The organism is Candidatus Pseudothioglobus sp. uisw_070 (assembly GCF_059512545.2).
In genome coordinates this window covers 950,431-975,488 of the sequence record NZ_CM183456.2, presented here as the reverse complement: position 1 = coordinate 975,488, position 25,058 = coordinate 950,431, and the positions used below count along the sequence as shown (strand labels likewise).

At 37.6% G+C, this 25,058-nt stretch carries 26 protein-coding genes, 1 pseudogene and 1 riboswitch; of the genes and pseudogenes, 17 read left to right on the top strand and 10 right to left on the bottom strand.

Features of this window, described 5'->3' with window-relative positions; translation table 11 throughout:
• The first annotated feature begins 82 nt into the window (after window positions 1–82).
• Window positions 83–208, top strand: a riboswitch (cobalamin riboswitch).
• 92 nt (window positions 209–300) lie between these two features.
• Window positions 301–2,067, top strand: coding sequence for a TonB-dependent receptor domain-containing protein (locus tag AC5YGD_RS04855; protein ID WP_496140897.1), 1,767 nt, complete (start codon window positions 301–303; stop codon window positions 2,065–2,067).
• Between the two features lie 70 nt (window positions 2,068–2,137).
• A complete protein-coding gene (gene cobO, locus AC5YGD_RS04850) occupies window positions 2,138–2,731 on the top strand; it encodes a cob(I)yrinic acid a,c-diamide adenosyltransferase (protein WP_496142353.1) in 594 nt (197 codons plus the stop codon).
• 4 nt (window positions 2,732–2,735) lie between these two features.
• Here cobO and radA read toward each other — a convergent pair whose 3' ends face one another.
• Genes radA through glyA form a run of 3 tightly spaced genes read right to left on the bottom strand, consistent with a single transcriptional unit; the run spans window position 2,736 to window position 5,816 of the window.
• Window positions 2,736–4,097 (bottom strand): DNA repair protein RadA, encoded by a 1,362-nt coding sequence (gene radA / locus AC5YGD_RS04845; protein WP_496140896.1) that lies wholly within the window; start codon window positions 4,095–4,097, stop codon window positions 2,736–2,738.
• A 7-nt stretch (window positions 4,098–4,104) separates the two neighbouring features.
• Complete coding sequence (nrdR, locus tag AC5YGD_RS04840; RefSeq protein ID WP_496140895.1) at window positions 4,105–4,557, bottom strand: transcriptional regulator NrdR; 453 nt, start codon at window positions 4,555–4,557, stop codon at window positions 4,105–4,107.
• A gap of 5 nt (window positions 4,558–4,562) precedes the next feature.
• Window positions 4,563–5,816 (bottom strand): serine hydroxymethyltransferase, encoded by a 1,254-nt coding sequence (glyA, locus tag AC5YGD_RS04835; protein WP_271537794.1) that lies wholly within the window; start codon window positions 5,814–5,816, stop codon window positions 4,563–4,565.
• 201 nt (window positions 5,817–6,017) lie between these two features.
• Here glyA and AC5YGD_RS04830 point away from each other — a divergent pair, with 201 nt between their 5' ends.
• Genes AC5YGD_RS04830 through AC5YGD_RS04810 form a run of 5 tightly spaced genes read left to right on the top strand, consistent with a single transcriptional unit; the run spans window position 6,018 to window position 10,237 of the window.
• Window positions 6,018–7,304: a D-amino acid dehydrogenase gene (locus AC5YGD_RS04830; protein WP_496140894.1), complete on the top strand. Its 1,287-nt coding sequence runs from the start codon at window positions 6,018–6,020 to the stop codon at window positions 7,302–7,304.
• Window positions 7,297–8,376, top strand: a complete 1,080-nt coding sequence (gene alr / locus AC5YGD_RS04825) for an alanine racemase (RefSeq protein ID WP_496140893.1) — start codon at window positions 7,297–7,299, stop codon at window positions 8,374–8,376. The genes AC5YGD_RS04830 and alr overlap by 8 nt, the downstream gene beginning before the upstream one ends.
• A 54-nt stretch (window positions 8,377–8,430) precedes the next feature.
• Window positions 8,431–9,246 (top strand): phytanoyl-CoA dioxygenase family protein, encoded by an 816-nt coding sequence (locus AC5YGD_RS04820; protein ID WP_496140892.1) that lies wholly within the window; start codon window positions 8,431–8,433, stop codon window positions 9,244–9,246.
• 22 nt (window positions 9,247–9,268) lie between these two features.
• On the top strand, window positions 9,269–9,622 hold the full coding sequence (locus AC5YGD_RS04815) for a cupin domain-containing protein (RefSeq protein ID WP_496140891.1): 354 nt from the start codon (window positions 9,269–9,271) through the stop codon (window positions 9,620–9,622).
• On the top strand, window positions 9,623–10,237 hold the full coding sequence (locus AC5YGD_RS04810; RefSeq protein WP_496140890.1) for an amino acid synthesis family protein: 615 nt from the start codon (window positions 9,623–9,625) through the stop codon (window positions 10,235–10,237). It begins immediately after the preceding gene.
• A gap of 11 nt (window positions 10,238–10,248) precedes the next feature.
• Here the strand turns inward: AC5YGD_RS04810 and AC5YGD_RS04805 are convergent, their stop codons facing one another.
• Window positions 10,249–11,538, bottom strand: coding sequence for an MFS transporter (locus tag AC5YGD_RS04805; protein WP_496140889.1), 1,290 nt, complete (start codon window positions 11,536–11,538; stop codon window positions 10,249–10,251).
• Between the two features lie 99 nt (window positions 11,539–11,637).
• Between AC5YGD_RS04805 and AC5YGD_RS04800 the strand changes: the two genes are divergently transcribed.
• Window positions 11,638–11,910 (top strand): GIY-YIG nuclease family protein, encoded by a 273-nt coding sequence (locus AC5YGD_RS04800; RefSeq protein WP_496140888.1) that lies wholly within the window; start codon window positions 11,638–11,640, stop codon window positions 11,908–11,910.
• An 8-nt stretch (window positions 11,911–11,918) separates the two neighbouring features.
• On the opposite strand, the gene AC5YGD_RS04795 is transcribed toward AC5YGD_RS04800, so the two are convergent.
• On the bottom strand, window positions 11,919–12,446 hold the full coding sequence (locus AC5YGD_RS04795) for a redoxin domain-containing protein (RefSeq protein WP_496140887.1): 528 nt from the start codon (window positions 12,444–12,446) through the stop codon (window positions 11,919–11,921).
• A 49-nt stretch (window positions 12,447–12,495) separates the two neighbouring features.
• On the bottom strand, window positions 12,496–12,648 hold the full coding sequence (locus tag AC5YGD_RS04790) for a hypothetical protein (RefSeq protein WP_271541460.1): 153 nt from the start codon (window positions 12,646–12,648) through the stop codon (window positions 12,496–12,498).
• Between the two features lie 400 nt (window positions 12,649–13,048).
• Here AC5YGD_RS04790 and AC5YGD_RS04785 point away from each other — a divergent pair, with 400 nt between their 5' ends.
• Both AC5YGD_RS04785 and AC5YGD_RS04780 read left to right on the top strand, forming a co-directional pair.
• Window positions 13,049–13,717 carry a response regulator gene (locus AC5YGD_RS04785; RefSeq protein WP_496140886.1) on the top strand — a complete coding sequence of 223 codons (669 nt, stop codon included), beginning with the start codon at window positions 13,049–13,051 and terminating at the stop codon, window positions 13,715–13,717.
• Complete coding sequence (locus AC5YGD_RS04780) at window positions 13,714–15,174, top strand: ATP-binding protein (protein ID WP_496140885.1); 1,461 nt, start codon at window positions 13,714–13,716, stop codon at window positions 15,172–15,174. Before AC5YGD_RS04785 ends, AC5YGD_RS04780 begins: the two co-directional genes overlap by 4 nt.
• A 1-nt stretch (window position 15,175) precedes the next feature.
• Here the strand turns inward: AC5YGD_RS04780 and AC5YGD_RS04775 are convergent, their stop codons facing one another.
• The gene (locus AC5YGD_RS04775; RefSeq protein WP_496140884.1) at window positions 15,176–16,555 is read right to left on the bottom strand and encodes a DEAD/DEAH box helicase; all 1,380 of its coding nucleotides are present in this window, start codon (window positions 16,553–16,555) and stop codon (window positions 15,176–15,178) included.
• A 217-nt stretch (window positions 16,556–16,772) separates the two neighbouring features.
• Between AC5YGD_RS04775 and AC5YGD_RS04770 the strand changes: the two genes are divergently transcribed.
• Genes AC5YGD_RS04770 through AC5YGD_RS04760 form a run of 3 tightly spaced genes read left to right on the top strand, consistent with a single transcriptional unit; the run spans window position 16,773 to window position 20,091 of the window.
• Window positions 16,773–17,534, top strand: coding sequence for an electron transfer flavoprotein subunit beta/FixA family protein (locus tag AC5YGD_RS04770; protein ID WP_496140883.1), 762 nt, complete (start codon window positions 16,773–16,775; stop codon window positions 17,532–17,534).
• The gene (locus AC5YGD_RS04765; protein ID WP_496140882.1) at window positions 17,534–18,460 is read left to right on the top strand and encodes an FAD-binding protein; all 927 of its coding nucleotides are present in this window, start codon (window positions 17,534–17,536) and stop codon (window positions 18,458–18,460) included. The genes AC5YGD_RS04770 and AC5YGD_RS04765 overlap by 1 nt, the downstream gene beginning before the upstream one ends.
• A gap of 11 nt (window positions 18,461–18,471) precedes the next feature.
• A complete protein-coding gene (locus AC5YGD_RS04760; RefSeq protein WP_496140881.1) occupies window positions 18,472–20,091 on the top strand; it encodes a 4Fe-4S dicluster domain-containing protein in 1,620 nt (539 codons plus the stop codon).
• A 2-nt stretch (window positions 20,092–20,093) separates the two neighbouring features.
• On the opposite strand, the gene pta is transcribed toward AC5YGD_RS04760, so the two are convergent.
• Complete coding sequence (gene pta, locus AC5YGD_RS04755) at window positions 20,094–21,056, bottom strand: phosphate acetyltransferase (RefSeq protein ID WP_496140880.1); 963 nt, start codon at window positions 21,054–21,056, stop codon at window positions 20,094–20,096.
• Window positions 21,057–21,189: 133 nt separating this feature from the next.
• Between pta and AC5YGD_RS04750 the strand changes: the two are divergent.
• From AC5YGD_RS04750 to AC5YGD_RS04735, 4 genes and pseudogenes are all read left to right on the top strand, one after another.
• Window positions 21,190–21,381, top strand: a pseudogene (locus AC5YGD_RS04750) (GntR family transcriptional regulator); the annotation flags it as partial.
• Complete coding sequence (locus AC5YGD_RS04745; protein WP_496142352.1) at window positions 21,361–22,137, top strand: class II aldolase/adducin family protein; 777 nt, start codon at window positions 21,361–21,363, stop codon at window positions 22,135–22,137. The pseudogene AC5YGD_RS04750 and the gene AC5YGD_RS04745, both read left to right, overlap by 21 nt.
• Window positions 22,138–22,178: 41 nt before the next feature.
• Complete coding sequence (locus AC5YGD_RS04740; protein WP_496140879.1) at window positions 22,179–23,426, top strand: aminotransferase class V-fold PLP-dependent enzyme; 1,248 nt, start codon at window positions 22,179–22,181, stop codon at window positions 23,424–23,426.
• A 77-nt stretch (window positions 23,427–23,503) separates the two neighbouring features.
• Window positions 23,504–24,337 (top strand): phytanoyl-CoA dioxygenase family protein, encoded by an 834-nt coding sequence (locus tag AC5YGD_RS04735; protein ID WP_496140878.1) that lies wholly within the window; start codon window positions 23,504–23,506, stop codon window positions 24,335–24,337.
• A 23-nt stretch (window positions 24,338–24,360) separates the two neighbouring features.
• On the opposite strand, the gene AC5YGD_RS04730 is transcribed toward AC5YGD_RS04735, so the two are convergent.
• Window positions 24,361–24,780, bottom strand: coding sequence for a DUF2306 domain-containing protein (locus AC5YGD_RS04730; RefSeq protein WP_496140877.1), 420 nt, complete (start codon window positions 24,778–24,780; stop codon window positions 24,361–24,363).
• A gap of 41 nt (window positions 24,781–24,821) precedes the next feature.
• Window positions 24,822–25,013, bottom strand: a complete 192-nt coding sequence (locus tag AC5YGD_RS04725; protein ID WP_416677006.1) for a hypothetical protein — start codon at window positions 25,011–25,013, stop codon at window positions 24,822–24,824.
• Between the last annotated feature and the right edge of the window lie 45 nt (window positions 25,014–25,058).

The window sequence follows — 25,058 nt, the reverse complement described above, 5'->3', positions numbered from 1 at the left end:
TTTACCTAAGACTATTAAGACTTCAAAGTATTGTTTTTATTAAGTAATAAGATAATAAGATAATACAAAAAAAGTTATTGCAGTTTTATAAAAAGTCGATATAATTCACAAATAATTTGCAATATGGAAGTTGGTTCAAATCCAACACTGCCCTCGCAACGGTAATTCTGATAAAGATAAGTCCGATACATAGCAAGTTTAGTTTTACTAAAAGCTACGATGGGTGGTGAGTTAATGTATTGCATGTCTTGTAATTCTTTTCTCTAAATCCCTCTTTTTATTTATAAATAAGGGGTCATTATGTTTACTAAAAATCTAATTTTTGCTGCATCTTTGTCAGCAATTCTATTCTCTAATGCAGCAAATGCTGTTATAGGTCCAATTAAAATCTCTCTTAATACTGAATATAGAACTTCAAGCCCAGTTATTGGATCTATTGCAACGACAATTAAGCTAGATAAAGCAGCAATTAAAAGAACTGGTGCTAAAACTTTTACTGAGCTTCTTCAGTATATTCCCTCGATCTCCTATGAGGGTGGACAGGGATCTATTAATGCAGTTCGTTTAAGAGGAAATGAAGCAAAACATACTTTACTTTTACTAGATGGCATGAAAGTGACGATTTCTGGTGGTCAAGCTAACCTTGATGTTATTCCTGTTGACCAGATAGAGCGCATCGAAATAAGTAAGGGACCTTTCTCATCACTATATGGTCCTGGCGCAATTGGCGGTGTAATTCATGTATTTACTGATAAGGATGCAGATTCAATTACCAGTAATAAAATTGATATTTCATACGGCTCCAAAGGTACTAGTAAGATTAATCTAAATTCTTATTTCAAGAACGAAAAGAGTTATTTAGATATTGCACTTACAGACTTTCATACGGATGGTGTTGATGCTACGGGAGATGGAGATTTAGATCCAATTGATAGGAAAACATTAGGCTTAAATCTTGGAACTGAGCTTACTGATTCAACTGATATAAGTGTAAATATTCTAAGGACAAAAGCAGAAATCTTTTATGATAATCCTGGTTATGCTGTGAAGCCAGACAATAATCTGAGTCAAGTTGGTTTGGGTATAACTCAAAAAGTTAGTGAAAGATTTAAGATTAATTTAGACATTATGAATCAGAGGACTCAAAGGCAAGGTAATAAGTATAGATTAAACACCATGTCAATTATCAATGAGCTTGACTTTGATAATAGCAAGCTATCTATTGGGCTTATGAATTCAGTAGACAAGGACGTAGGAAATACTAGGCAAATTAAACATACTGATATTTTTTCTCAGTGGCAGGGTTTGATAATTGATAATGAAATCTCAATTGGCGCAAGAATTGTGGATCATGATAAGTTTAAAACCCACACTACTTATAATTTAAATTGGGGGAGAGATTTAAGCTCGACTTTGAGAGTTAATGGCTCTTACGGAACTGCATCTAACTTACCTAACCACTATTACCAAAATTTAAATATTGTTGCTGGAAGAACAGCCCTAAAGCGTGAGCTTTCAAAAAATCTAGAGCTTGGATTAACCGGTGACTATGAATGGGGTAATGTTGAGTTAAAGGTTTATAAAAGCAAACTTACTGATGCCCATAGTTATGTCAATGAAGCCACACCTTACTACATAAACAGTGGGACTGTTAATATACGAGGAGTTGAGTTGTCACTTGGAACTGATTTATTAGGTTGGGATCTTGATACAAGTATTGATTACAATAAAGCTATAGCAGCTTCAACAGGTTTGCAAAAAGGTAGGAGACCTAATCGCTCGATTTCATTAAACCTTTCTAAGACTTCTGGAAAATGGAAGAGAAACATTAATTGGATAGCTAAGTCTCGTGCATGGGATAACGATGCTAACAATATTGGTTGGGGCCAGAATTCTGCAGAACTCGGTGGTTACGGATTACTTAATTTGAGTACTAGCTACAGTTTTACAGATGACTTAACTGTTTACCTTAATAGAAATAACGCCTTAGATAAGAACTATGAAATGGCAAAAGGTTATAAGACTCTTGGTAAAACATCAACTCTAGGCTTAACTTACAATTTTTAAGATTCTAGTTGTCCAGTATATAATTCCATATACTGGACAACTATTATATTGCCGCATTAGGTAAAAACTAATTATGGAAAATTCATATAAGAAGCGCATGCAGCGCAAGAAAGAGCATATTGATTCCAGAATTGAAGAGGCTAATATAGATAAAGGGATTGTGGTGCTTCTTACCGGGAACGGTAAAGGCAAGTCATCTTCTGCTATGGGTATGATTTGTAGAGCACTTGGTTATGAAATGAAGGTAGCTCTCGTGCGTTTTTTAAAGGGTGAACAGCAGACTGGAGAAGATCTCTTTCTTGAAAGTAACCCCAATGTTGTATCAGCACATATGGAGAGTGGTTTTACCTGGAATACTCAAGATCAAGAATTAGATAAAAAAAGAGCAGGCGAGACATGGCTTGAGGCTGAGAAGTTTCTTACTGATCCAGAAATCAATCTTGTGGTTCTTGACGAAATTACTTATATGATTAATTACAACTATCTCGATGAAAAGTCAATCCTTAAGGCTCTTAGTAATAGGCCAGAGGGTCAGCACGTTGTTATTACGGGAAGAGCTGCCAGTGAGGGCATTATTGAGGCCTCAGACACTGTCAGTGAAGTTAAAGATGTAAAACACGCTTTTAGAGCAAATATTAGAGCTCAAAAAGGTATAGACCTATAAAAGACTAGCTGTTCTCTAGTAAGTACTGGATTGCTTGGTATAGATACCCTACTGTTACAACCTTCATTCCTTTTATCGGCTTTTTAGGTGCATTACCTTTTGGAATGATTGCAACTTCAAAACCTTGCTTTTGAGCTTCTGATAATCTTTCCATTGAGTTATAGACTGGGCGCACCTCTCCAGTAAGCCCAACCTCTCCAAAAGCAATCCATTTACTCGGAATCACCTTATCTCTTAAACTTGAAACGATTGCAAGCATTACAACTAAATCCGACGCAGTTTCACTTACTTTAATCCCGCCTACGACATTTATAAAAACATCTTGATCAAATGTTGCAATTCCAGAGTGCTTATGAAGAATTGCCAGTTGCAGTGATAATCTATTTTGATCAAGCCCTACGCTGACTCTTTTTGGAGTTCCATTAGCTTGGTCCACGAGTGCCTGTATCTCAACCAATAAAGGTCTTGTAGCCTCTCTTGTAACCATTACCATTGAGCCTGAAGAAGGATTTTCTTGATTCGATAGAAATATTGAAGATGGGTTGCTGACTTGCTGAAGTCCCTTCTCACCCATTGCAAAGACGCTGATTTCATTAACGGCGCCAAAGCGATTCTTTACTGCTCTGATTATTCTATAGCGGCCGCCAGCATCCCCCTCAAAATATAAAACAGCATCAACCATGTGCTCTAAGATTCTTGGGCCTGCAAGCGCACCACCCTTTGTAACATGACCAATCATCAAAAGTATTGTGTTAGTTTGTTTGGCGTATTGAGTAAGCTGGGCTGCACAATCACGAACTTGCGTGACAGAGCCTGGCGCAGAATTTGAAAGGTCAGTAACCATGGTTTGAATGGAATCAATAACAATAACCTTGGGTCTTGTGTCTTTTGAGATTTTTATTATTTTCTCTAGATGGGTTTCACCTATAAAGAGTATATCTTCCTTAATTCCTAGTCTAATAGCCCTATCACTCACCTGCTCAGCTGACTCTTCACCGCTGACATAAAGGGTTGTATTTGAGGCATTAATCGCAGCTATTGCCTGCAAAATCAAAGTTGATTTGCCAATACCAGGATCACCACCAATTAGAACTACAGAACCATCAACCAAGCCACCGCCGAGCGTGCGATCAAGTTCACTGAGGCCTGTTGAGAGACGATGATTATTTTGTGATTTGATTTCAGATAGGTTTTGAACCTTAGATGCTGGAAGATCTTTAAGGCTTTCAGGTTTAGAAGAAGTTGCTTGAGATATTACTACCTCTTCAAGTGTGTTCCATTCTTTACAATCTAGGCATTGACCTGCCCATTGATGATGCGAGGAGCCACATTCTCTGCAAACAAACTCAATTTTAGTTTTTGCCATCCTAGAATTATTTATTCATTAATTTATCAATTTCACTTTTAAAAGCTTCAATGTCTTGGAATTGACGATAAACCGAAGCAAATCTTATATATGCAACTTCATCGAGAGCCCTCAGTTCTTCCATTACCCACTCTCCAAGCATTGAAGAAGGAACCTCTCTGTCATTTTGAGCCATCAGTTTTCGCTGAATTTTTTGAATTGCAGTTTCAATTTTTGAAATTTCAACGGGCCGTTTTTCGAGAGCTTTAAGCAATCCAGAGCGAAGCTTATCTTCGCTAAATGATTGCCTGGATTCATCACTTTTAATGAGTCTTGGTAAATTTAAATCAACTATTTCACGAGTAGAGTGTCTTTCACCACAAGCGATGCATTCCCTTCTTCTGCGGACTTGAGAGCCATCATCAAGTAATCTAGTATCTAGGACCTTGGTGTCATCAGATTGACAAAAAGGACATCTCATAGCGGTTACTTATAAACTGGAAATCTAGAACAAAGCTCTCCAACCTTTGCTCTTACTTCATCGATAACAGATTGATTTTCTAAATCATCACAAATGTCACAAATCCAGTTGGTAATGTCTTTGCACTCAGATTCACCAAAACCTCTTGTTGTTCCTGCAGGAGTTCCAACCCGTATTCCGCTGGTAACAAAAGGTGACTGGGGATCATTTGGAACGGAGTTCATATTTACTGTAATGTGGGCCTCACCTAGAGCATTATTAACTGCTTTTCCTGTTAGCCCTTGCTCAATAAAACTTACTAAGAAAACATGATTATCGGTGCCGCCTGAAACAACGTCATAGCCTCTTTCAAGGAAAACGCTTGCCATGGCTCTAGCATTAATAACGACTTGTTTTTGATACGCTTTAAAGTCATCACTCATAGCCTCTTTAAAGGCAATCGCTTTAGCTGCAATGATATGCATTAAAGGCCCGCCCTGTATGCCTGGGAATATAGCAGAGTTGAGTTTTTTTTCAATTTCTGGATTTGCTCTAGCAACAATTAAGCCACCACGAGGACCTCTCAAAGTTTTATGTGTCGTTGTAGTGCACACATCAGCAAATTCAATAGGAGAAGGATAGTCACCCGTTGCTACTAAACCTGCAACATGAGCCATATCAACAAGAAGGTAAGCTCCTACCATGTCAGCGATTTCTCTAAAGCGAGCCCAATCAACAATCCTTGAGTATGCTGAAAAGCCAGCAATTACCATTTTTGGTTTATGCTCTAACGCTAAACGCTCAACTTGGTCGTAATCAATCTCACCAGTAGACTCATCTAGGCCATATTGAATAGCATTAAAATTTTTACCTGAAAAAGAAGGCGCAGCGCCATGCGTTAAGTGACCACCATGCGCTAGACTCATTCCCAATATAGTGTCGCCTGGAACTAAAAGTGCTTGAAAGACTGCAGCATTTGCAGTTGAGCCAGAATGTGGCTGCACATTTGCATAGGCAGCTCCAAACAATTCTTTTGCTCTACTTATAGCTAATGTTTCAGCAACATCGACGTGCTCACAGCCGCCATAATATCGCTTACCAGGATAACCCTCAGCATATTTATTGGTCATTTGACAGCCCTGTGCAAACATGACATTCGGCGAAGTATAGTTTTCAGATGCGATTAATTCAATGTGCGCTTCCTGTCTTGCATTTTCAGCATTTATTGCATTTGCAATCTCAGGATCAACATCATTTAATGTTAGGTTTTTATCAAACATAATAGCTCCATAAAAGGAATCTTAAAACGTTAATTTTAACCACTTTATTTAGTAATATCTAAACTAAATTATTCTTTTTTTTTAAAAGATTATAGTATGTTTTGAATACAGTTTTATTATTTGAAATTAAGTTCAATTCTTGAGTAAATCATTGATATTTCTCAGTGGTAAAATTACCTTTTATATTTATTTTTTTAAACAATGAATGTGTTAGTTTTAGGTGCCGGAATTATTGGCACAACTTCAGCTTATTTCCTTGCTAAGCAGGGACATAATGTAACTGTTGTCGACAGGCAAAAGAGTGTGGCTATGGAAACAAGTCATGCTAATGCAGGTCAGCTATCGTATGCATTTTCATCCCCTTGGGCAACACCAAGCTTACCACTGAGTTTGATTAAGTGGACTCTTGGCGGAACATCCCCATTGGTTGTTAATCCAAACGTTAGTCTTGAAACGATTAAGTTTATGTATCGGACGTATAAAAATTGCAACTCTAATAGCTATGAAATTAATAAAAGCCGTATGCTTAGAATTGCAAACTATTCTCAAAAAACTTTAATCGATTTAGAGAGTGAGTTTGATATTAATTATGAGCACAGAAAACAAGGATCACTTCAGTTATTTTGGAGTCCTAAGGATCTTGAAAAAGCAAAAAAAGATATGGCAATCCTAAAGAAATTTAAGATTCAATATGAAGTGCTTGATGCACAAGGCTGCGTAGAGGCTGAGCCTGGACTTCAATATATTAGAAATAAACTTTATGGTGGCCTTCGATTCATCAATGATTACACAGGAAATTGTTATTTATTTACCAGTGAATTGTATAAAAAATGTCTAGAGATGGGCGTTAAATTTGAATTTAATACTCATATTGAATCTATTCATATTAATGACAATAAAGTTTCTGCAGTTAAAACAAATCACGGTGAATTAACCGCAGATAATTATGCAGTTTCGCTTGGCAGTCACTCACCTAAAATTCTCTCCAGTGTGGGCATTGATATTCCTGTTTATCCAGTTAAAGGGTACTCCATTACCCTTCCAGTATTAAATGATCTAGATGCTCCTCAGTCAACGATAATGGATGATAAGAATAAAGTTGGTATTACTAGACTGGGAAATACTATAAGAGTTGCTGGAATTGCGCATTTGACAGACTATAATTCAAGTCTCAGGGAAAAGTCACTTCATTCTTTAAAAAAAGGCCTCAATAATCTTTTCCCTCATGCGGCAAAAGAAACTAATGATATTAACTTTTGGACAGGCTTTAGGCCTAGCACTCCTGATTCAACTCCTATCATTGGCACAACACCTTACTCAAATTTATATTTAAATACTGGGCATGGAACTCTAGGATGGACAATGTCTCTAGGCTCTGGCAAACTATTAGCAAGCATAGTTTCGGGCAATGAACCTGAAATATCATTAGAAGGAATTGACATGAGTCGCTACAAGTACTCTAATAAGACGAGTTTAAATTATGGCTAGAAAGTGCACTGCAGTAATTAATCTTAGCGCAATTAAACAAAACTATCTTTACGCTAAATCCTTATCTGTTAACTCCTATGCAATTGCAGTTGTTAAGGCTAATGCCTATGGTCATGGCGCTGTTAAGGTTGCAAAATATCTAGAAGATTGTGCTGATTTTTTTGGCGTTGCGTGCATTGAAGAAGCTATTGAATTAAGGGCTTCTGGATTAAGTAAAACCCCAGTCTTGCTGATGGAAGGTATTTTTGAGTTATCAGAGCTTACCTTGGCAATTAAAAATAACTTAACAATAACAATATGCAGCCCACTTCAACTTGAGTGGATTCTTAAGACCACAATAAATAAAAAGATTGATGTTTTTATTAAGCATGACTCTGGAATGGGAAGGCTTGGCTTTCAAGATGCTCAATTTAAGGAGGCTATTAGATCTTTAGAAGAAAGTAATAACATTAATAAGATAACCCTGATGACACATTTTTCTAGTGCTGACAACCTAGAGAGTAAGTCGACTCCAGGGCAAGTTATTGATTTTGAAAATGCTAGTGGTAAACATAATTATTCATTATCTTTAGCTAACTCTGCTGCTATTTTGGCTTGGGAGTCAACTCATAAAGATTTCACGCGCCCAGGTATTATGCTTTATGGCTCCTCTCCATTTAAAGATACATTACATCAAAAAAAATTAGCTCCTGTAATGACTCTATCTTCTTCATTGATCTCTGTAAAAAGCTTTAAAGCAGGCCAATCAATTGGCTATGGCGAGCGCTTTATTTGCAAGAAAGATACACCAATAGGCGTTGTGGCTATTGGGTATGCAGATGGCTATCCCCGAAGCGCTAAAGACGGAACCCCTGTGTTCATTAATGGCTTGAGATGCTCGGTAGCAGGAAGAGTTTCGATGGACATGATGACCATTGATTTAAGTAATGCTTTAAATCCTCAAGTTGGCGACCGAGTTGAGCTCTTTGGTGAAAATATTCCTGTAGATGAGCTTGCAGAATGCTGCAATACCATTTCTTATGAAATATTTAGTAAAATTACCAATAGAGTTTATAAAACTTACGTCCAATAATTTTTCAATACTAATATAATGCATTTAATTCATTATTGTATTTCTTAAAAAACCATGCTTTCACTTAACCAAATTAACGCATTTAATAAAGATGGATATGTAGTTATAGAAGATTTTATTAATCAAGAGCAAAGAGAGCTTTTAATGAAGCGCGCTGAAAAACTTATTGATGATTTTCAGCCACCCTCTTCACATTCAGTTTTTACAACTGATGAACAGGAAAGAACGAGTGATGAATATTTCTTAAGCTCTGGAGATCAAATTCGATTTTTTTTTGAAGAAAAGGCAATCGATGGCAATGGAAACTTTACCGTTCCCAAACAAAAATCTATTAATAAGATAGGCCATGCACAGCATGAATTAGACCCTGTCTATAAAAAAGTAATCAATGAGCTTAATTTGCCAGAAATTGGCCTACAGCTTGGAATCAAAAAACCTAGAAAGCTACAATCCATGCACATCTTTAAGCAGCCTAGTATTGGTGGGGAGGTTGGACTTCACCAAGATTCAACATTCTTATACACAAGCCCAATGAGCTGTATCGGTTTTTGGGTAGCCCTTGAGGATGCAAATAAAGAAAATGGCTGTTTACAAGCAATTACTGGAGGACACTCAATTCCACTTAAAAAACGTTTTAAATTGTCTTCTGGTGGAGGTACTGAGTTTGAAATTTTAGATGATAGTCCTTTTCCTGATAACGAGTTAGACATGCTTGAGGTTAAGGCTGGTACTCTAATTATCTTACATGGTCAGCTTCCTCATTATAGTGCTGCAAATACATCAGAACGATCTCGACAAGCGTTTAGCCTGCATTTAGTGGATCAAGATTGCCACTATGCAAAAGATAACTGGCTACAGTCTGAATTTTAAATTTAACGTCTAGATAAAACTTATGAATGATAGAAAAACAATTGATGTTCACAATGTTGAATTTATGCCATTTGATCGTTACGGCTCTCCCGTTCCAAAAATGAGTTGGCATATCATCAGCTATGACCAAGTATCAGGGCAAGGAAGCTATGTCTTAAAGATGGACCCAGGCGCACAAACTGTCCCGCATACGCATATGGGCTTTGAGGAGTTCTTCATAGTGGAAGGTGAGCTAATTGACTCAGACGGAACAGTCTTTAATAAAGGTGAATTTGTTTCTTTTAAGCCTGGAAGTCAGCACTCTTCTTATTCTGAAAAAGGCGCCTTAATTATTGTTTTTCAAAGAGGTTTAAATATACCTTTGAAGGAGAAGTAAATGCCAGTTGAAATTAGGAAAACGCTATTACACGTTGAAAAAACTCTTATTGAAGGTAACAAAAAAGCAGACAAACTGCTTACTTTAATAGCAGCGATTGCTGTTATAAAAAATCCTTGGGTTGACCTGCAAAATGCCGGTAAATTTACACAAGACCTCAAGCCAGGAATTCTAGATGTTGCGCCAGAGCTTGGTGAAATATTAACCGCCATAATTATTAAGGAAGCTGGCTCAGGAGATAAGGTAGAGGGATATGGTAAATCAGCCGTAGTAGGACTTAAGGGTGAAATTGAGCATGCTTCTGCCATTATCCATACACTTCGATTTGGCAATTACTATCGTGAAGCTGTTGGAGCTCAATCTTACTTGTCATTTTGCAATACAAGGGGCGGTGCAAATGCGCCAATCATGATTCCTTTAATGGATAAAAATGATGCCGGACGGCGCTCTCATTACTTGACAATTCAGCTCGCTATACCTGACGCTCCGGCAGATGATGAGCTGGTCATCGCGCTAGGCGCTTCAATCGGCGGTAGACCGCATCATAGAATAGGCGACCGATATCAAGATTTGAAAGACTTAGGTCATGACGTAGACAACCCTGCAAACGTATAGGCAAGAATTTATTAGCTTTCTGAATCTGATTGAGATTCTATAGCTTCCTCTGCAATCACTTCCATTGCAACCATACTTGGTCTTTGCGCCATAACTTGGAAGTCTGATTGATCCGACTCGTCAACATCTTCATTAATAAACATCATAACAAACACTGTTACCCCAATTACCAAGTGAACTAGGCTTAAGTACAATAAGAAGCCAATGCTATCAAATAAATTCAGGAAATAACTCATGGTGAAAGGTCCTAATGCTGCAAAGACACTAAAAACAAAAACAATTGTTCCACTAGCACTGACCATTTGACTTGGCTTTAAGCGGTCATTAGTTTGAGCAACACCAAGTGAATAGAGTGGTAATGTGCTTGCACCAATCAATCCATTTAAAACTAAGAAAGTAGTTTTAGAAAAATCAAACATTACAAGAAGTACACAAACCCCTATAACTATTGAGCAGCAAAGTAGAATTACCTTTCTTCGATCAATTTTGTCAGATAACCAGCCAAGTGGCCACTGTGATAAGGCGCCAAAACCAATAAATAGAGTCATAAAAAGTGCGGTCTCTGAAATACTTAAACCCGACTGAATTGCGTAAATTGTTCCAACACCAAAGAAGCCTGCAGAAGCGAGCCCAGAGATACCAATCGTTGCAACCCCTGAAGGCGATGCTTTCCATAATGCCTTAAAACCTAAGGGTTCCTGCATCTCAACTTCAGGAGCCTTTATTTCAGTTAACAGGATTGGGATTAGGGAGATTGAAAGCAAGATAGAGGCAAGCAGAAATAAATTGACACCTGCAGGGCTATCAATCACAAATAAGCCTTGACCCATTGCAAGGCCGCCCCAAACGACCATCATGTGAATTGAAAATAGTTGCCCACGATTTTCATTAGAAGAAATTGAGTTTAGCCATCCCTCAACAATTATCATGATTCCAGCAACACAAAAACCTGACAAAAACCGAGCAACAAACCAGACGGGTGGCTCAATAAATAATAACTGTATTAGAATTGCAGTTGAGGCGATTGAAGCAAAAGCGGCATAAGTTCGAATTTGGCCAGTCTTTTTTATTTGACCAGGAGATATCAAAGAGCTTGCAAAAGCACCCAAAAAATAACCCGACATTACTAGGCCGGTTGTAAGAACAGAAAAACCTTCATAATCTGCCCTCCAGCTACTTAAAGTCCCCTGTAAGCCATTTCCTAAGCTAATAAATAATATTCCTAGGAATAATGGCCATATAGCGCGCATAACGATAGTCAGCATAACAATTTCAATTCCATTAGGAGATAAAAAAATCATTGATAAAAAAGAAATAGTTTATCATGACACTTTTTTATAAAAAAATGGATTTTAATGTATTTTTGCAGAGTGTTTTCACAATTATGGTAAAAAGTTTAAATGATTGATATCTCTGAAAAAATATGGACTATCTATATTCTTGAATGCGGCGACAAAACACTCTATTGCGGAATTACAAATAATATAGAAAATCGTCTTAAACAGCACAATGGTGAAATTAAAGGTGGCGCTAAATACACCAGATCAAGACAGCCATTAGAACTAGTCTATCAAGAGAGTGCTATATCAAGAAGTGAGGCTTTAAAGAGAGAAATTGTAATTAAAAAAATGACAAGGAAAACTAAAACAGCTTTAATTCATTTAAATAAATGAAACTAAAGTTATTCTTGCAATATAGACAGATCGTTTAAGACCATTTGTGAGTGCGTTTTAGGATCTACTGATAAGTAAATTTTAGATAGTAACCCTTCAGGATTAATAATAAAGGTATTTCGCTTTGCGCTCTTAAAGCCTATAAAGCTATTAAGAGAGTCATACGATTTTGCAACTATGCCCTCTTCATCTGAGAGCAGGGAAAAAGGTAAATTATTTTTGTCAGAAAAGCGTTTGTGAGATTCGACACTATCAAGGCTTACACCAAATACAACAGACTTACTTGCAATAATCCTTTTAACCGCATCTCTAAAGTCACATGCCTGAGTGGTGCAGCCAGGCGTGTCATCTTTAGGATAAAAATAGAGAATTACCCATTTACCCTTATAGTCCGTCAATTGATGGCTTTGACTATTCTGATCATCAAGAATAAAGTTTGGCGCTTTATCGCCTAATTCCAATGACGCATAAGACGTGGAATAAAATGCTAATAAAAGAGACACAAGAAAGACTTTTTTGATAGATTTTATGGACATTATGAAATAGCCTTTGAGTTTAGGTTGATTTTAATTAAAAAAAATAGATTTATTTATTTTTCTTAGAGTTACTTATAGCGCTTTGATACCATTTCATTGCTTTTAAAAATTGTTTTTCATTGATATTATTTCTCTTACAATAAGATTTAGCAATATTTGCTAAGGATGGCTTTAAAGATAGTTGCTTCTGCATTTGATTCATAGTTAATCCAAGAAAAATGCTTTAGTTGACCGATAAGGAGAGACCTGTCAACTAAAGCGGGTACCTCTTATGCCAAACGGAGAGAGAATGACAAAAGTTATGAGGTTCTTTAAAAAACTTAAAATTCGTAAATATTGCCTTTAGCTATTAGAGACTTGCATAATGCTTATGTATAATCCATTTACAAATGAAGAGATTATTAGCATTATGTTTAGTTGCAATTTAAAGGGGTTGTAATTGCAACGGCTCTAATAAACTAAAAACAATATGCATATAATAATCACTGAGTCAAACTTTCAAATGTTTAATAAATGGAGTTTTGATGAAGACTTTATGAAGTTTCTTTCAATTTTTTTGTTTTAAACTACAATAACTTTTTTATTAGAAATTATTATCTTAAATGCAAACCATCTTAATAGTTGAGGACGATAAAACAATTGCTGAGAGTATTGCTTTTATCCTCGAGCAAGACTCTTTTAATTGTAAGTGGTTTGACAATGGTCAAGACGCACTTGAGTATTTAAACAATAACGAAGTTGACCTAATTCTTCTTGACGTTGGTTTACCTGATATGAGTGGGTTTGACGTCCTTAGAAAGGTCCGTGAAAAATACAGCTTACCTGTTATTATTATTTCAGCAAGGGATGATGAGTCGGATCAGGTTCTCGGTCTTGAAGGTCTTGGAGCTAACGCTTACGTAACTAAACCATTAAGCCCAAGACTCGTTGTTGCTCATGTTCGCGCCCAGCTAAGAACTGGAAAAGCAAGCACTACTTCTGGAAGCTCAAAGTTTGGTATTAATCATGCTATGCAAAGAGTGGTTTTTAATGAGATTGAGCTAACGCTTACTCCTGCAGAATTTAAAATTTTATCTCACCTTGTTAAAAACCCGAACAGAGTTCACTCCAGAGAGTTTTTAATGAGCATTATTTGGGACAGGCCCCATGGCTCTGACATTAAAACTATTAATACTCATATTAAGTCTATTCGCAAGAGGCTTCATGAGGTTGACGAAAACAGCGATTTTATTGAAACCCATAGAGGAATTGGATATAGCCTAATTGAATGAGACACTTTAAGCTCAACATTGGTACCAAACTCTTTCTTCTCTACTTCATTATAAGTTCAACTTTACTTTGGGTATTTGCGCACAGAACCGCCCTTGAATCAGCAAAATCAGTCATGGTTGAGGTTTCAAGTCTAATGAGCAGAGTAGCCTCTCAAAACAACAAGGACGGTGAAATTGATTTAGAAACCTTTGAAAGTTTGATTGTCAACTATTTACGCTCTCAAAGAAACACAATAGATCCCAACAGTAATCAAAAACTTGAAAACCTTGCAATCTATGTTACTGACAAGGATGGCCTCCTTGTATTAGATTCTAGAGGACTTATACTCGGCAAGGACATGAGAGCTCATAATGAAGTTGATTCAGCCCTAAGTGGCGGTCAAGACATCACCAGAGTTGCTGTCGAGAATGTTCCTGGGCCCAAAAAAGCTAGAGGAGTTGTCGTTGAATACCTATACCAGTCAAGGTTTCTTAACGCTTCAAATCCAATTTATGGAAACAACGGTGAAATCTTAGGTGCGGTAGTTGTTGTAGCACCATTAATGGATTTATTAGATCAAAACTATCTCTTACAATTTATCTTTTATATTTTTCTAATTTCATTAATTTTTGGTGCGTTAGGTAGTTACAGGATCTCCAGAAATATCAGGCGCATAGAAAAATATACCACTAGTCTTTTTAGTGGCGAAGATGTGGCTGCTCCTGATCTTAATAATCAATTCAATAAACTTGCAAAAACTATTGAAAATGCACGCGCCGAGGTTGAGCTTAAGGACGATGTTGAGCAGTATATTGATACCCTTGCGCACGAATTAAGAACGCCTATAACAGGAATTCAGCTTACTGCTGAAAACTTACTCACTCCAATGAGTGACGAGCAAAGAAAAAGGTTCATTGAAAACATACTGGATTCAAATAAGCATATGGATCTTCTGGTTAATAGGTTGCTCGATCTATCAAGAATTGAAAGACGGGAAACGCTTAAGGCCATTGAGCCACTGAACATTTTGCAGATCGTTAATAACGTTTTAAAGGCGCCTAGCCGCTCAAAAAATATTTCAGATAAAGATTTAAATATAGTTCTTGAGATCAACAATAAATCTCTAATTAAGGCTGAAAAAATATTACTAGAGCAAGCTATTGGAAATATTGTAAATAACGCTTTAGACTTTAGTCCAAAATCAGGAACAATTACCATTAAGGCCTCTGAAACTAATGCTGCAATTTCAATTATTGTTCTTGATGATGGGCCAGGAATACCTCCCCACGTTCTCAGCAAGTTGTTTACCCGGTTTTTCTCTGTCTCTAGACCAGATACAGGGGTTCGAGGAAACGGCTTAGGACTTCGATTTGTTCGAAAGATAATGCAGCTTCATGGAGGCGAGGTAACCCTTCAAAACCGCTTTATTCAGCAAGGAGCTGAAGCAAAACTGAGGTTTCCTACTTATATTAAGTAGCCTAGCTTAAAGGCTTAAGCTTTCTGCTTGGTTTTTTACTCCAAAATACGCGTTTTTTTGCCTTATTTGGTTTTTCTCTCTCATCTCTTTGGCCGTCACTATTTTTAGCAGCACTGCCCTGAGAATCATTTTTGTTTCTACTTCTATTACGATTTCTATTTCTATTTCTTCCTTGGGGCTTTTGATCGTTTAGTTTCTTTGGTTTTTTGGACCTTACTGGAAGCAGTTCGCGCGACTTTGGAAGATCATGCTTTGGCACAAAATCATCAATTAACTCGCGTTCTAGTTCTTTTTGGATGAGGCGCTCAATATCAAATAATTGTTTGGCTTCGTCTGCACTGACCAAAGAAATTGCTTCGCCGCCTCTTCCCGCCCTTCCAGTTCGGCCAATTCTATGAACATAGTCCTCTGGGACACTCGGTAAGTCAAAATTAATCACGTGCGGGAGTTGGTCAATATCAATTCCGCGCGCTGCAATATCAGTAGCCACAAGGACTCTCACTTTTCCAGCTTTAAAGTCAGCTAATGCACGAGTTCTTGCGCCCTGACTTTTATTTCCATGAATTGCAGTTGCACTGATATTTTTCTTTTCTAAGTTAGTAGCAATTCTATTAGCGCCATGCTTGGTTCTACTAAATACGAGAACTTGTTGCCACTCTCCCTTGTTAATTAAATGGGTTAAAAGTGCAGTTTTGCTAGACTTGTCTACTGGACATATCCAGTGCTTTATTGCCTCAACTGTAGAGTTCCTGGGCGTAACTGAAATCTCAGCTGGTTCATGGACAAGACCCTTTGCAAGCCTGCGGATGTCCTCAGAAAAAGTTGCTGAAAACATTAATGTTTGACGTTTTTTTGGTAACAATTTAATAATTCTTTTAATGTCATGAATAAACCCCATATCAAGCATACGATCAGCTTCATCCAAAACCAATATCTCTAATTCATTAAAATTGACAGCATTTTGAGAATGAAGGTCGAGTAGCCTTCCAGGAGTAGCAACTAATATGTCAACCCCTTTACGAAGCTTTTGCATCTGAGGGCCAATGCCAACGCCCCCAAAAACTACTGTTGAGCTCAACGGCAAGTTCTGGCCATAAGTTTTAACACTTTCAAGGATTTGTGCAGCAAGCTCTCGGGTTGGCGTTAATATAAGAGTGCGAGTGTGATTTGATGATGGTCTTTTACCATCTGAAAGGATTTGTAATATTGGTAGCGTAAAACCTGCAGTCTTTCCTGTACCAGTTTGAGCAGCAGCCATTAAGTCTTTTCCCTCTAAAACAATGGGGATAGATTTTTCCTGAATTGGCGTAGCTTCAGAGTAGCCTTGCGCTTTAATAGCATCAAGAAGTTGTGGTAATAGTCCTAGCGTTGAAAAACTCATCTGGTAGCATCAAAAAAAATATGGGTGTATTTTACGGGCTTAGTTGAGTCATAACTTGTAATCTCAAATATGAATGGAAATGGTGAGCAAAAAAGAAGACTATGTTTTACATTGAACCTTATGCTATTTAGTTATAATAAAATTGTATTTTCTTGCTCTAGACAAAGGTAATTTATATGGTATTATTCGCGAGTTTTGTAACGAAATTTAATCAACTATGAAAATAATTATTCCTATCAAGCGAGTCCTTGATCCCTATACGCAAGCTCGAGTTAACAAGCAAACTGAGCAAGTTGATCTTACCAATGCAAAGATGGCTATGAATCCTTTTTGTGAGATTGCAGTTGAAGAGGCCTTAACTCTAAAAGAAAGTGGCGCTGCAACCGAAACTATTGCGGTTAGTATTGGTACCGATAAAACTGTAGATACTCTTAGAACAGCTCTTGCAATGGGCATTGATCGTGCAATCTTTATTAAAACTGAATCTGAACTTGATTTACAGCCGTTACATGTTGGTAAAATTTTGGCTAATATTATTAAGCGCGAAGAAGCCGAACTCATCATAATGGGTAAGCAAGCAGTTGATAATGATAATAACCAAACGGGTCAAATCCTATCAGGCCTTTTGGACTATTCTTTGGGTACTTTTATATCGCAATTCGATCTTAGCTCAGATGCCAGTAGTGTTGAAGTTAGTCGTGAAATAGATTCAGGAATTGAAACTAGAAAGCTTAACCTTCCAGCAATTGTAACGGTAGACTTAAGGCTTAATGAGCCTAGATATGCTTCACTCCCCAATATTATGAAGGCCAGATCCAAGCCCCTGGAGACAATTGAGCTAGATAGCCTTGGAATTGATACATCCCCGCGCATTAAAGTTATCAGTGTTGTGGAGTCAGGAACTAAAGATAGGGCCTCCAAGCAGATCAGTTCTGCTGAAGAGTTATTTTCAGAATTAAATCAAATGGGAGTTCTGTAATGTCAGCACTTATATTAATTGAACTCAACGGATCAGGAGTAAATGCATGTAGCAGAGCGGCTATTACTGCAGCCTCAAAGCTTTCAGATAGCATTGACGCACTGGTTCTAACGAACGACGCGTCAAACTCAGCATCTGTATCTAAGTTAGCTGGAATCAACTCAGTCAAAATGATTGTTGATGATGCGCTTGAGAATGCCAATGTAGAGGTAGCGAGCAAGCTAATTGCAGACGCAATGAGCGGCTATAAATACCTCGTTTCAGGCTCTTCAACTTACAGTAAAAATATTTTACCGCGCATTGGTGCTCTTCTAGATGTTCAGCCAATATCAGACGTCTGTGAAATTAAGTCAAACAATACATTTGTAAGGCCCTTATACGCTGGAAACATTATGGCAACAGTAGAGTCTTCAGATGATACAATTATCATGACAGTTAGAGCAACTGCGTTTGAACATTCAGGCGACGGAGGTTCTGCTGAAGTTGAAGTATTGTCATCAACAATACCCGAGTCAAACTCAACCTTTATTTCACTCCAAGAATCTCAATCTGAGCGCCCTGAGTTAACAACAGCAGCAAGAATTGTCTCTGGTGGTCGTGGACTTGGATCCAAAGAGAATTTTGCTCTGATTGAGCAATTAGCAGATAAACTTGATGCAGCAGTTGGCGCTTCAAGAGCTGCCGTGGATGCAGGCTTTATCTCTAACGATTATCAAGTTGGTCAAACTGGAAAAGTAGTTGCGCCTCAGCTATACTTAGCTGTAGGAATATCTGGCGCAATTCAACATCTTGCCGGCATGAAGGACTCACAGGTCATTGTTGTTATTAATAATGATCCTGATGCACCTATGTCAAGAATGGCAGATTTGGTATGGCAGACAGATCTATTTGGCGCTTTAAAAGAATTAAACGAATATCAAGTCTAGGAAGCTAGTTAATGGAAAGAGAGTCAATTGAATATGATGTAGTTGTTGTTGGCGGAGGTCCATCTGGACTAGCATCTGCTTGCAAACTCAAACAACTCAATCCTAATCTTTCGGTATGCCTACTTGAAAAAGGCGCCGAAATCGGCTCACACATTCTTTCTGGAGCAGTATTCGAGCCTAAAACCCTCTTTGATTTATTTCCTGAAGATGCCAAGGACTGCCCAACACTTAAGACCCCTGTAGCCAAAGACGATCTATACTGGCTTACTAACAATAACAAAAGTGTAAAAATACCTTCTTGGTTAATGCCAAAAAGCCTTCACAACAAAGGAAATTACATAATATCACTTGGTGAGTTATGTCAATGGATCTCTGAGAAAGCAATGGAGCTTGGCGTTGATATCTTTCCAGGCTTTCCTGCCCAAAAATACCTTACTGATGAAAGTGGAAGAGTTATTGGTATTGCAACGGGTGATATGGGAATTGACAAAGAGGGAAATCAAAAAGGTACCTATACTCCTGGAATGGACATACTTGCTAAGCAGACAATTTTTGCAGAAGGCGCAAGAGGCCACCTAGGTAAGAAGTTGATAAAAGAGTTTAATCTTGATAAGGGAAGAACTCCTCAACATTTTGCTATAGGCTTCAAAGAAGTATGGGAAGTTGATAATGATAAGCATAGTCCCGGTGATGTTGTACATAGCATGGGATGGCCTCTTAAAGGTGGAACGTCTGGTGGTGGATTCCTCTATCACTTTGACGACAACAGGATCGCCGTTGGCTTAATTGTTGATCTCAATTATAGTAATCCAAGTCATAGCCCTTTTCAAGAATTCCAGCAATTTAAACAGCATCCATCCATTAAGCAATATCTTGCATCTGGTAAGCGAGTTTCTTATGGTGCACGAGCAATCACCAAAGGCGGCATTAACTCCCTTGTAAAAATGGAGTTTGATGGAGGCATGATTGTTGGCTGTGATGCTGGAACTTTGAACCCAAGTAAGATTAAAGGTAGTCACTGTGCACTCCAATCTGGAATATTAGCCGCTGAGTATATTAATAAAGTGCTTTTAGAAGAAAACTGTGATTTTGATGACCTATTTAAAAGCAGTGCCCTTTACAAAGAGCTCTATGAATCTAGAAACTTTAGTGCCGCTATGCACAAATTTGGTTTTTATCTTGGCGCAGCTTATAACTTTATTGAATCAAATATTTTTCGAAACAAACTTCCGTTCACTATTAAAGACGAGAATAGGGATTGCGATTCATTAACCCTTAGCAAGTCTTCGCCTATAAAAAAATATCCGGCTCCAGATAACGTTTTGAGTTTTGATATTACCTCCTCTTTATTCTTGTCTGGAACGAATCATGAGGAAGATCAGCCAGTTCATTTAAAGCTTACAGATGCGTCAATCCCCTTAGCTCACAATAAAAAACTCTATGATGAGCCAGCTCAGAGGTATTGCCCCGCGGGAGTCTACGAAATAATTGAAAAAGATGGTGAAGATTATTTCCAAATCAATGCGCAAAACTGTCTTCACTGCAAGACCTGCGACATTAAAGACCCTTCACAAAATATTAACTGGGTGCCTCCTGAAGGTGGTGGTGGACCCAATTATATTGGGATGTAAGTCTAACTACATTGATTTGCAGTAATTACCACAGTATTAACAATCTCATCAACGCTACAACCCCTAGATAAGTCATTAACTGGTTTTGCCAGCCCCTGAAGAATTGGGCCAATTGCTTTGGCTCCTGAAAATCTCTGAACCAGCTTATAGCCAATGTTTGCAGCATCAAGGTTTGGAAAAATTAAGATGTTTGCAGGTGGTGTAAATGAAGCCTCAGGATATTTAATTTTTAAGACCTCGTTATCTAGAGCAGCGTCAAGCTGAATGTTGCCTATTATTTGAGCACCTGCAAGCCTAGACTTTAGAATATTGGTTGCATCTCTTACTTTATCAACCTCCGAGTGATTGGCACTTTGATTTGTTGAAAATGAAAGCATAGCCAGCTTAGGCTCTTCCTCTAAAAACAATTTTGCCGTTTCATAGGCGCTTTGGGCTATTTCTACAAGCTCTTGAGAGTTGGGATTAATATTCATTGCGCAATCTGAAAAAATCATATTTTCACCATACATTTTGTGATTCTGATCAAACGCCATCAGAAATAAACTCGATACTAGTTTACTGCCTTTAGAAACGCCAATAATTCGAAGCGCATTACTAAGAACCTCTTGGCTTGGAGTTATAGCGCCCATGACAAGGCCATCAACATCGCCTCTATGAAGGGCAATCATTGCAAATACAGTTGGGTTTAATATCATTTCAAGAGCACTCTCTAAAGTAACACCCTTGTGCTTTCTTATTTCAAACAAGGTTTGGGCGTACTTGGTCTTCAAATCTTTGTTTTCACGATTAATTGTCTCTATACCCAGAGATTGTTCTGAATCTATGTCAAAAAGAACAATTTGAGCAATTTTTTGACTCGTCAGAATGTGAGCCGCCTCTATGACTCGAGAATCACTAGATTCGGGTAATAAGATACGTGGAAATTTCGCTTTAGCCTTGTTGGATAGATCTTCTAATAACGCCATTATTCTGTCTTAATAAAGTTCATCATAGTTTACCCGAAAATTTTTTAATTCTAAATAGACTGACATCTTCATGCGCACACTTAACACATATATATGAGTATACTTAGAGCATACAGTTTAGAATAAAAGCTACATGGATCAAAAGCTTTACCAAAACGTTATAGATTATATAAACGCCAAAATAACAAGTGAAGAGCTTATGGTTGGCGATTTTATTCCATCAGAATCTCAACTATCAAAACAATTAAATGTTAGTGTTGGAACTGTTAGAAAGGCAATTGATAAACTAGAGAATAGCAATACTTTGCGTCGTTACCATGGAAAAGGAACTTGCGTACAGTCCAAGTTAGTTGCTAATAAAAATGATTACAAGAAAGAGCGTACAGATCTTGCAGCAGCTTTTCGCTGGGCTGCAAGGCTAAATATGCATGAAGCCGTTGCAAATCATTTTAGTTTAGCAGTTTCAGATGATGGCTCTAAATTTCTTTTAAACCCAATTGGAATGCACTTCTCACAGATCTGTGCAAGCGACCTTATTCTTGTTGATTCAAATGATGAATCTACAATGTCTAAGTCTAATGCTCCAGACCCAACTGCTTGGGCAATTCACGGCGCTTTGCATAGAAATAATCCTCAAGCAAGGTGTATTCTTCATGTCCATCCTAAGTACGCAACAATTTTATCCTGCTTAGAGGATAAAACTATGAAGCCGATTGATCAAAATACAATGCGCTTTTATGAAAAAGTATCAATAGATTATGAATATAGGGGTATGGGTCTTGGCGAAGAAGCAGAGAGATTAAGTACCATATTAGGTGATAACTCGGTAATGTTAATGGGTAACCATGGCGTTCTAACTGCTGCAAAAACAGTTGCCAAAGCATTTGATGACCTTTTTTATTTTGAGAGGTCCTGTGAAACGCTCATTGGCGCTTACCAAACAGGCAAAGCATTGCACCAAGTATCACACGAGATTGCCACAAAAACTGCCGCACAATGGCAAAAATATGACGCATCAGATATGCATTTTGATGCTTTAAAAAGAATTTTAGATAAGGAAGAGGCAGACTATAAAAATTAGATTTGCTCAGTAGTATTATTTTTTTTTGATAAGGAGCTCCAATGTCAAGTAACAGTATCTCATTAGACGTCGATTACGTCAAAGCGCAATTCCCAGCTTTTAGTGACCCTAAAAGTTCGAAATGGTCATTCTTTGAAAATGCGGGAGGAAGCTACGTTCCAACAAACGTTATAGAGCACTTAAACCATTTTATGACATCTACCAAAGTACAGCCCTATGCTGAATTTGATACATCTGCTATTGCAGGTGACAATATGGACCAGGCCACCAAGCTTTTTGCCGAGATGATCAATGCAAAAACTGATGAAATAATTATAGGCGGTTCAACGACAATGAATATGTATGTCCTTTCTAACGCAATGAGAAGCCTCCTTAAGCCAGGTGATGAGGTCATCGTTACAAACCAAGACCATGAGGCAAACGTTGGCGCATGGCGAAGACTAGCAGAGCATGGAATGATTATTAAAGAATGGCAAATCAATCCAGAAACAGCTGAACTTAACATTGATGATTTAAAAGCCCTATTATCAGAGAAAACTAGAATAGTAGCTGTTACCCATTGCTCTAACATTGTTGGCTCGATAAATGATCTTAAGTCGATTGCAAAATTGGTTCATGAGTATGATGCTTATATTGTTGGTGATGGCGTATCTTATGCGCCGCATGGCTTTCCAGATGTAAAGGACTTAGATGTCGATTTTTATGCATTTAGTCTCTACAAGACGTTTGGCCCACACCTTGGCCTTCTTTATGGAAAAAAAGACATTCTAAATAAGCTACCTAATCAAAATCACGAATTTCTTGAAGGAGATGTTCCATACACACTTAATCCAGGTGGGCCAAACCATGAAGAATTGTCTTGTTTAATAGGCGTTTATGAGTACTTCAACAACTTATATGAACATCACTTCCCTGGCCAAGATGCTTCAACTAGAGGAAAAATTGAAGCTGTTAATGAACTAATTGCTAAGCATGAGATGGAAATAGCAAACCCGTTGCTGGATTATATTAACACTCGAGATGACATCAATCTTATAGGAAAAACCAAAATAAGTAACAAAGACAGAGCACCTACAATTGCCTTCACTATGAATAATAAATCCTCCAAAGAATTAAGTAGCAATCTGGTTCAGCAAGGCATAGCTACTCGAAACGATAACTTTTATGCATGGCGCTGTTTAAAGGCACTTGGAATTGATACGGATGATGGCGTTGTTAGGACGAGTATGGTTCACTACAACACTCATGAGGATGTTAGCAACCTGATCAACGCTTTAAAAACCATTTAAAGAAAGCTATTCCATTGACCCCTAGTAGTAATAATACTAGTGGTTTTATTTGTTAGTAATTTAGAACACTCATCTCTATGAAAAGTTTACTTACTCCAAAAGAAATTAAACAATTTAAGCGAGATGGTGCCGCCTTAATAAAAGGTAAATTTGATAAACAATGGATAGACAAGCTAAGAAGAGGTATTGATGAAGATATCAAAAACCCCAGCCCAAGGTTTGAAAGACATACCAAAGATATAAATGCACCTGGTTACTTTGAAGATTTCTGGACCTGGGATCTTTATAAGGACTTTAAAGACTTCGTTTTTAACTCACCAACAGCAAAAATAGCATCCGAGCTCTTGGAAGCTAAAAAAATAAACTTAGTAATGGACAACTGGTTTTTTAGAGAGGCGGGATCAAAGTCTGGCGCTCCATTTCATCATGACATATCCTACTTTGATTTTGAGGGCTCAATGTGTGTTCTTTGGCTTCCACTAGAGCCTGTATCAAAGGAAGAGGGGATTGCTTGGGTTAAAGGCTCCCATCTTTGGGATAAGCTGTTCATTAGAACGCGATTTAACGAAGGACATCTGGTTGATGGAGAGGCTGGCACTGTCAATGGCAAAACTTATGATATTACGCCAGATATTCTTAATAATAAAGATGATTATGAATTTCTTCAGTGGGATCTTGAGCTGGGAGATTGTATCTATTTTGATATGCGAACGCTGCATGGAAGCTTAAATCAAGTAACGCCAAAAAAGGATATTCATCGATATACGTTAAGAATGGCTAAAGAAGGCTCTATGATTGAATATCGAGGTGATTGGGCCCAAGAAGAAAGAGCAATGATGGAGGCAAATGGGTATCAAAATGGTGATGATTTAGATGGCAAAATGTTTCCAACTTTACATGAAGAGATATAATTATGCATCACTTAGGATTAACATTAGCTTAAAAGCTTACTGTTAAATAACAACTCTCCTATAAAGCGCCCAGGCATTAGCGTAAAAAATCCTGCAATTATTAAGCCACCAACATAAAGATAAATCATTAAATAACGATGTTTTTTTGTTTCACCTTTTTTTATTGCAATATAGGCTGCTGGACAGGTATAGATCGTCAATATACATAATAAATGTATAAGCCCAAAATGATTTAAAAGCAATCTTGGACCAGCAAATGCCGGAATAAATAGGGCAATAGATGCGGTTGTAAGCATCAATAGTAAGTAGATTTTTCCAAGAAATTTATGCTGAGTAGAGCCTTTTCGCCTAATCATCATATAGGTTCCAATTGCAAATGCAGGCAGAATTGTTGCTAGATGCGCATACACAAGTGTGTAATAATTTAAAGGGTACTCAATCATTATTAAACCACCAAAAAGAGGCTAATAGCTTTAGAATGCTATTAAATTGCGCAGCTCATATCATTACCACAGCACATTGGTGATTTGATTTTTCCGTGACCATTTGGACACTCAGAGATTTGAACTTCACCGCCATCATCAAGCTTAAGTAAGCCATCAACAAGTGGCTCATCACATTTAGCACAGGTTGCATTAACGCCCATCCCACAATTACTACATTCATAAGTCGCCATAATTTTCTCCGATTTAATTAATTAATATAGTAACAGAATTACATC

Excerpts from the sequence above, each read along its gene's own strand:
- AC5YGD_RS04770 (WP_496140883.1), top strand. The coding sequence starts at position 16,773 with ATGAAAATAATTATTCCTATCAAGCGAGTCCTTGATCCCTATACGCAA.
- pta (WP_496140880.1), bottom strand. The coding sequence starts at position 21,056 with ATGGCGTTATTAGAAGATCTATCCAACAAGGCTAAAGCGAAATTTCCA.
- AC5YGD_RS04775 (WP_496140884.1), bottom strand. The coding sequence starts at position 16,555 with ATGAGTTTTTCAACGCTAGGACTATTACCACAACTTCTTGATGCTATT.
- AC5YGD_RS04810 (WP_496140890.1), top strand. The coding sequence starts at position 9,623 with ATGCCAGTTGAAATTAGGAAAACGCTATTACACGTTGAAAAAACTCTT.
- AC5YGD_RS04855 (WP_496140897.1), top strand. The coding sequence starts at position 301 with ATGTTTACTAAAAATCTAATTTTTGCTGCATCTTTGTCAGCAATTCTA.
- AC5YGD_RS04815 (WP_496140891.1), top strand. The coding sequence starts at position 9,269 with ATGAATGATAGAAAAACAATTGATGTTCACAATGTTGAATTTATGCCA.
- nrdR (WP_496140895.1), bottom strand. The coding sequence starts at position 4,557 with ATGAGATGTCCTTTTTGTCAATCTGATGACACCAAGGTCCTAGATACT.
- AC5YGD_RS04830 (WP_496140894.1), top strand. The coding sequence starts at position 6,018 with ATGAATGTGTTAGTTTTAGGTGCCGGAATTATTGGCACAACTTCAGCT.
- glyA (WP_271537794.1), bottom strand. The coding sequence starts at position 5,816 with ATGTTTGATAAAAACCTAACATTAAATGATGTTGATCCTGAGATTGCA.
- AC5YGD_RS04725 (WP_416677006.1), bottom strand. The coding sequence starts at position 25,013 with ATGGCGACTTATGAATGTAGTAATTGTGGGATGGGCGTTAATGCAACC.
- AC5YGD_RS04735 (WP_496140878.1), top strand. The coding sequence starts at position 23,504 with ATGAAAAGTTTACTTACTCCAAAAGAAATTAAACAATTTAAGCGAGAT.
- AC5YGD_RS04820 (WP_496140892.1), top strand. The coding sequence starts at position 8,431 with ATGCTTTCACTTAACCAAATTAACGCATTTAATAAAGATGGATATGTA.
- AC5YGD_RS04790 (WP_271541460.1), bottom strand. The coding sequence starts at position 12,648 with ATGAATCAAATGCAGAAGCAACTATCTTTAAAGCCATCCTTAGCAAAT.
- AC5YGD_RS04805 (WP_496140889.1), bottom strand. The coding sequence starts at position 11,538 with ATGATTTTTTTATCTCCTAATGGAATTGAAATTGTTATGCTGACTATC.
- AC5YGD_RS04795 (WP_496140887.1), bottom strand. The coding sequence starts at position 12,446 with ATGTCCATAAAATCTATCAAAAAAGTCTTTCTTGTGTCTCTTTTATTA.
- AC5YGD_RS04765 (WP_496140882.1), top strand. The coding sequence starts at position 17,534 with ATGTCAGCACTTATATTAATTGAACTCAACGGATCAGGAGTAAATGCA.
- AC5YGD_RS04760 (WP_496140881.1), top strand. The coding sequence starts at position 18,472 with ATGGAAAGAGAGTCAATTGAATATGATGTAGTTGTTGTTGGCGGAGGT.
- alr (WP_496140893.1), top strand. The coding sequence starts at position 7,297 with ATGGCTAGAAAGTGCACTGCAGTAATTAATCTTAGCGCAATTAAACAA.
- AC5YGD_RS04780 (WP_496140885.1), top strand. The coding sequence starts at position 13,714 with ATGAGACACTTTAAGCTCAACATTGGTACCAAACTCTTTCTTCTCTAC.
- AC5YGD_RS04800 (WP_496140888.1), top strand. The coding sequence starts at position 11,638 with ATGATTGATATCTCTGAAAAAATATGGACTATCTATATTCTTGAATGC.
- radA (WP_496140896.1), bottom strand. The coding sequence starts at position 4,097 with ATGGCAAAAACTAAAATTGAGTTTGTTTGCAGAGAATGTGGCTCCTCG.
- AC5YGD_RS04785 (WP_496140886.1), top strand. The coding sequence starts at position 13,049 with ATGCAAACCATCTTAATAGTTGAGGACGATAAAACAATTGCTGAGAGT.
- AC5YGD_RS04740 (WP_496140879.1), top strand. The coding sequence starts at position 22,179 with ATGTCAAGTAACAGTATCTCATTAGACGTCGATTACGTCAAAGCGCAA.
- AC5YGD_RS04730 (WP_496140877.1), bottom strand. The coding sequence starts at position 24,780 with ATGATTGAGTACCCTTTAAATTATTACACACTTGTGTATGCGCATCTA.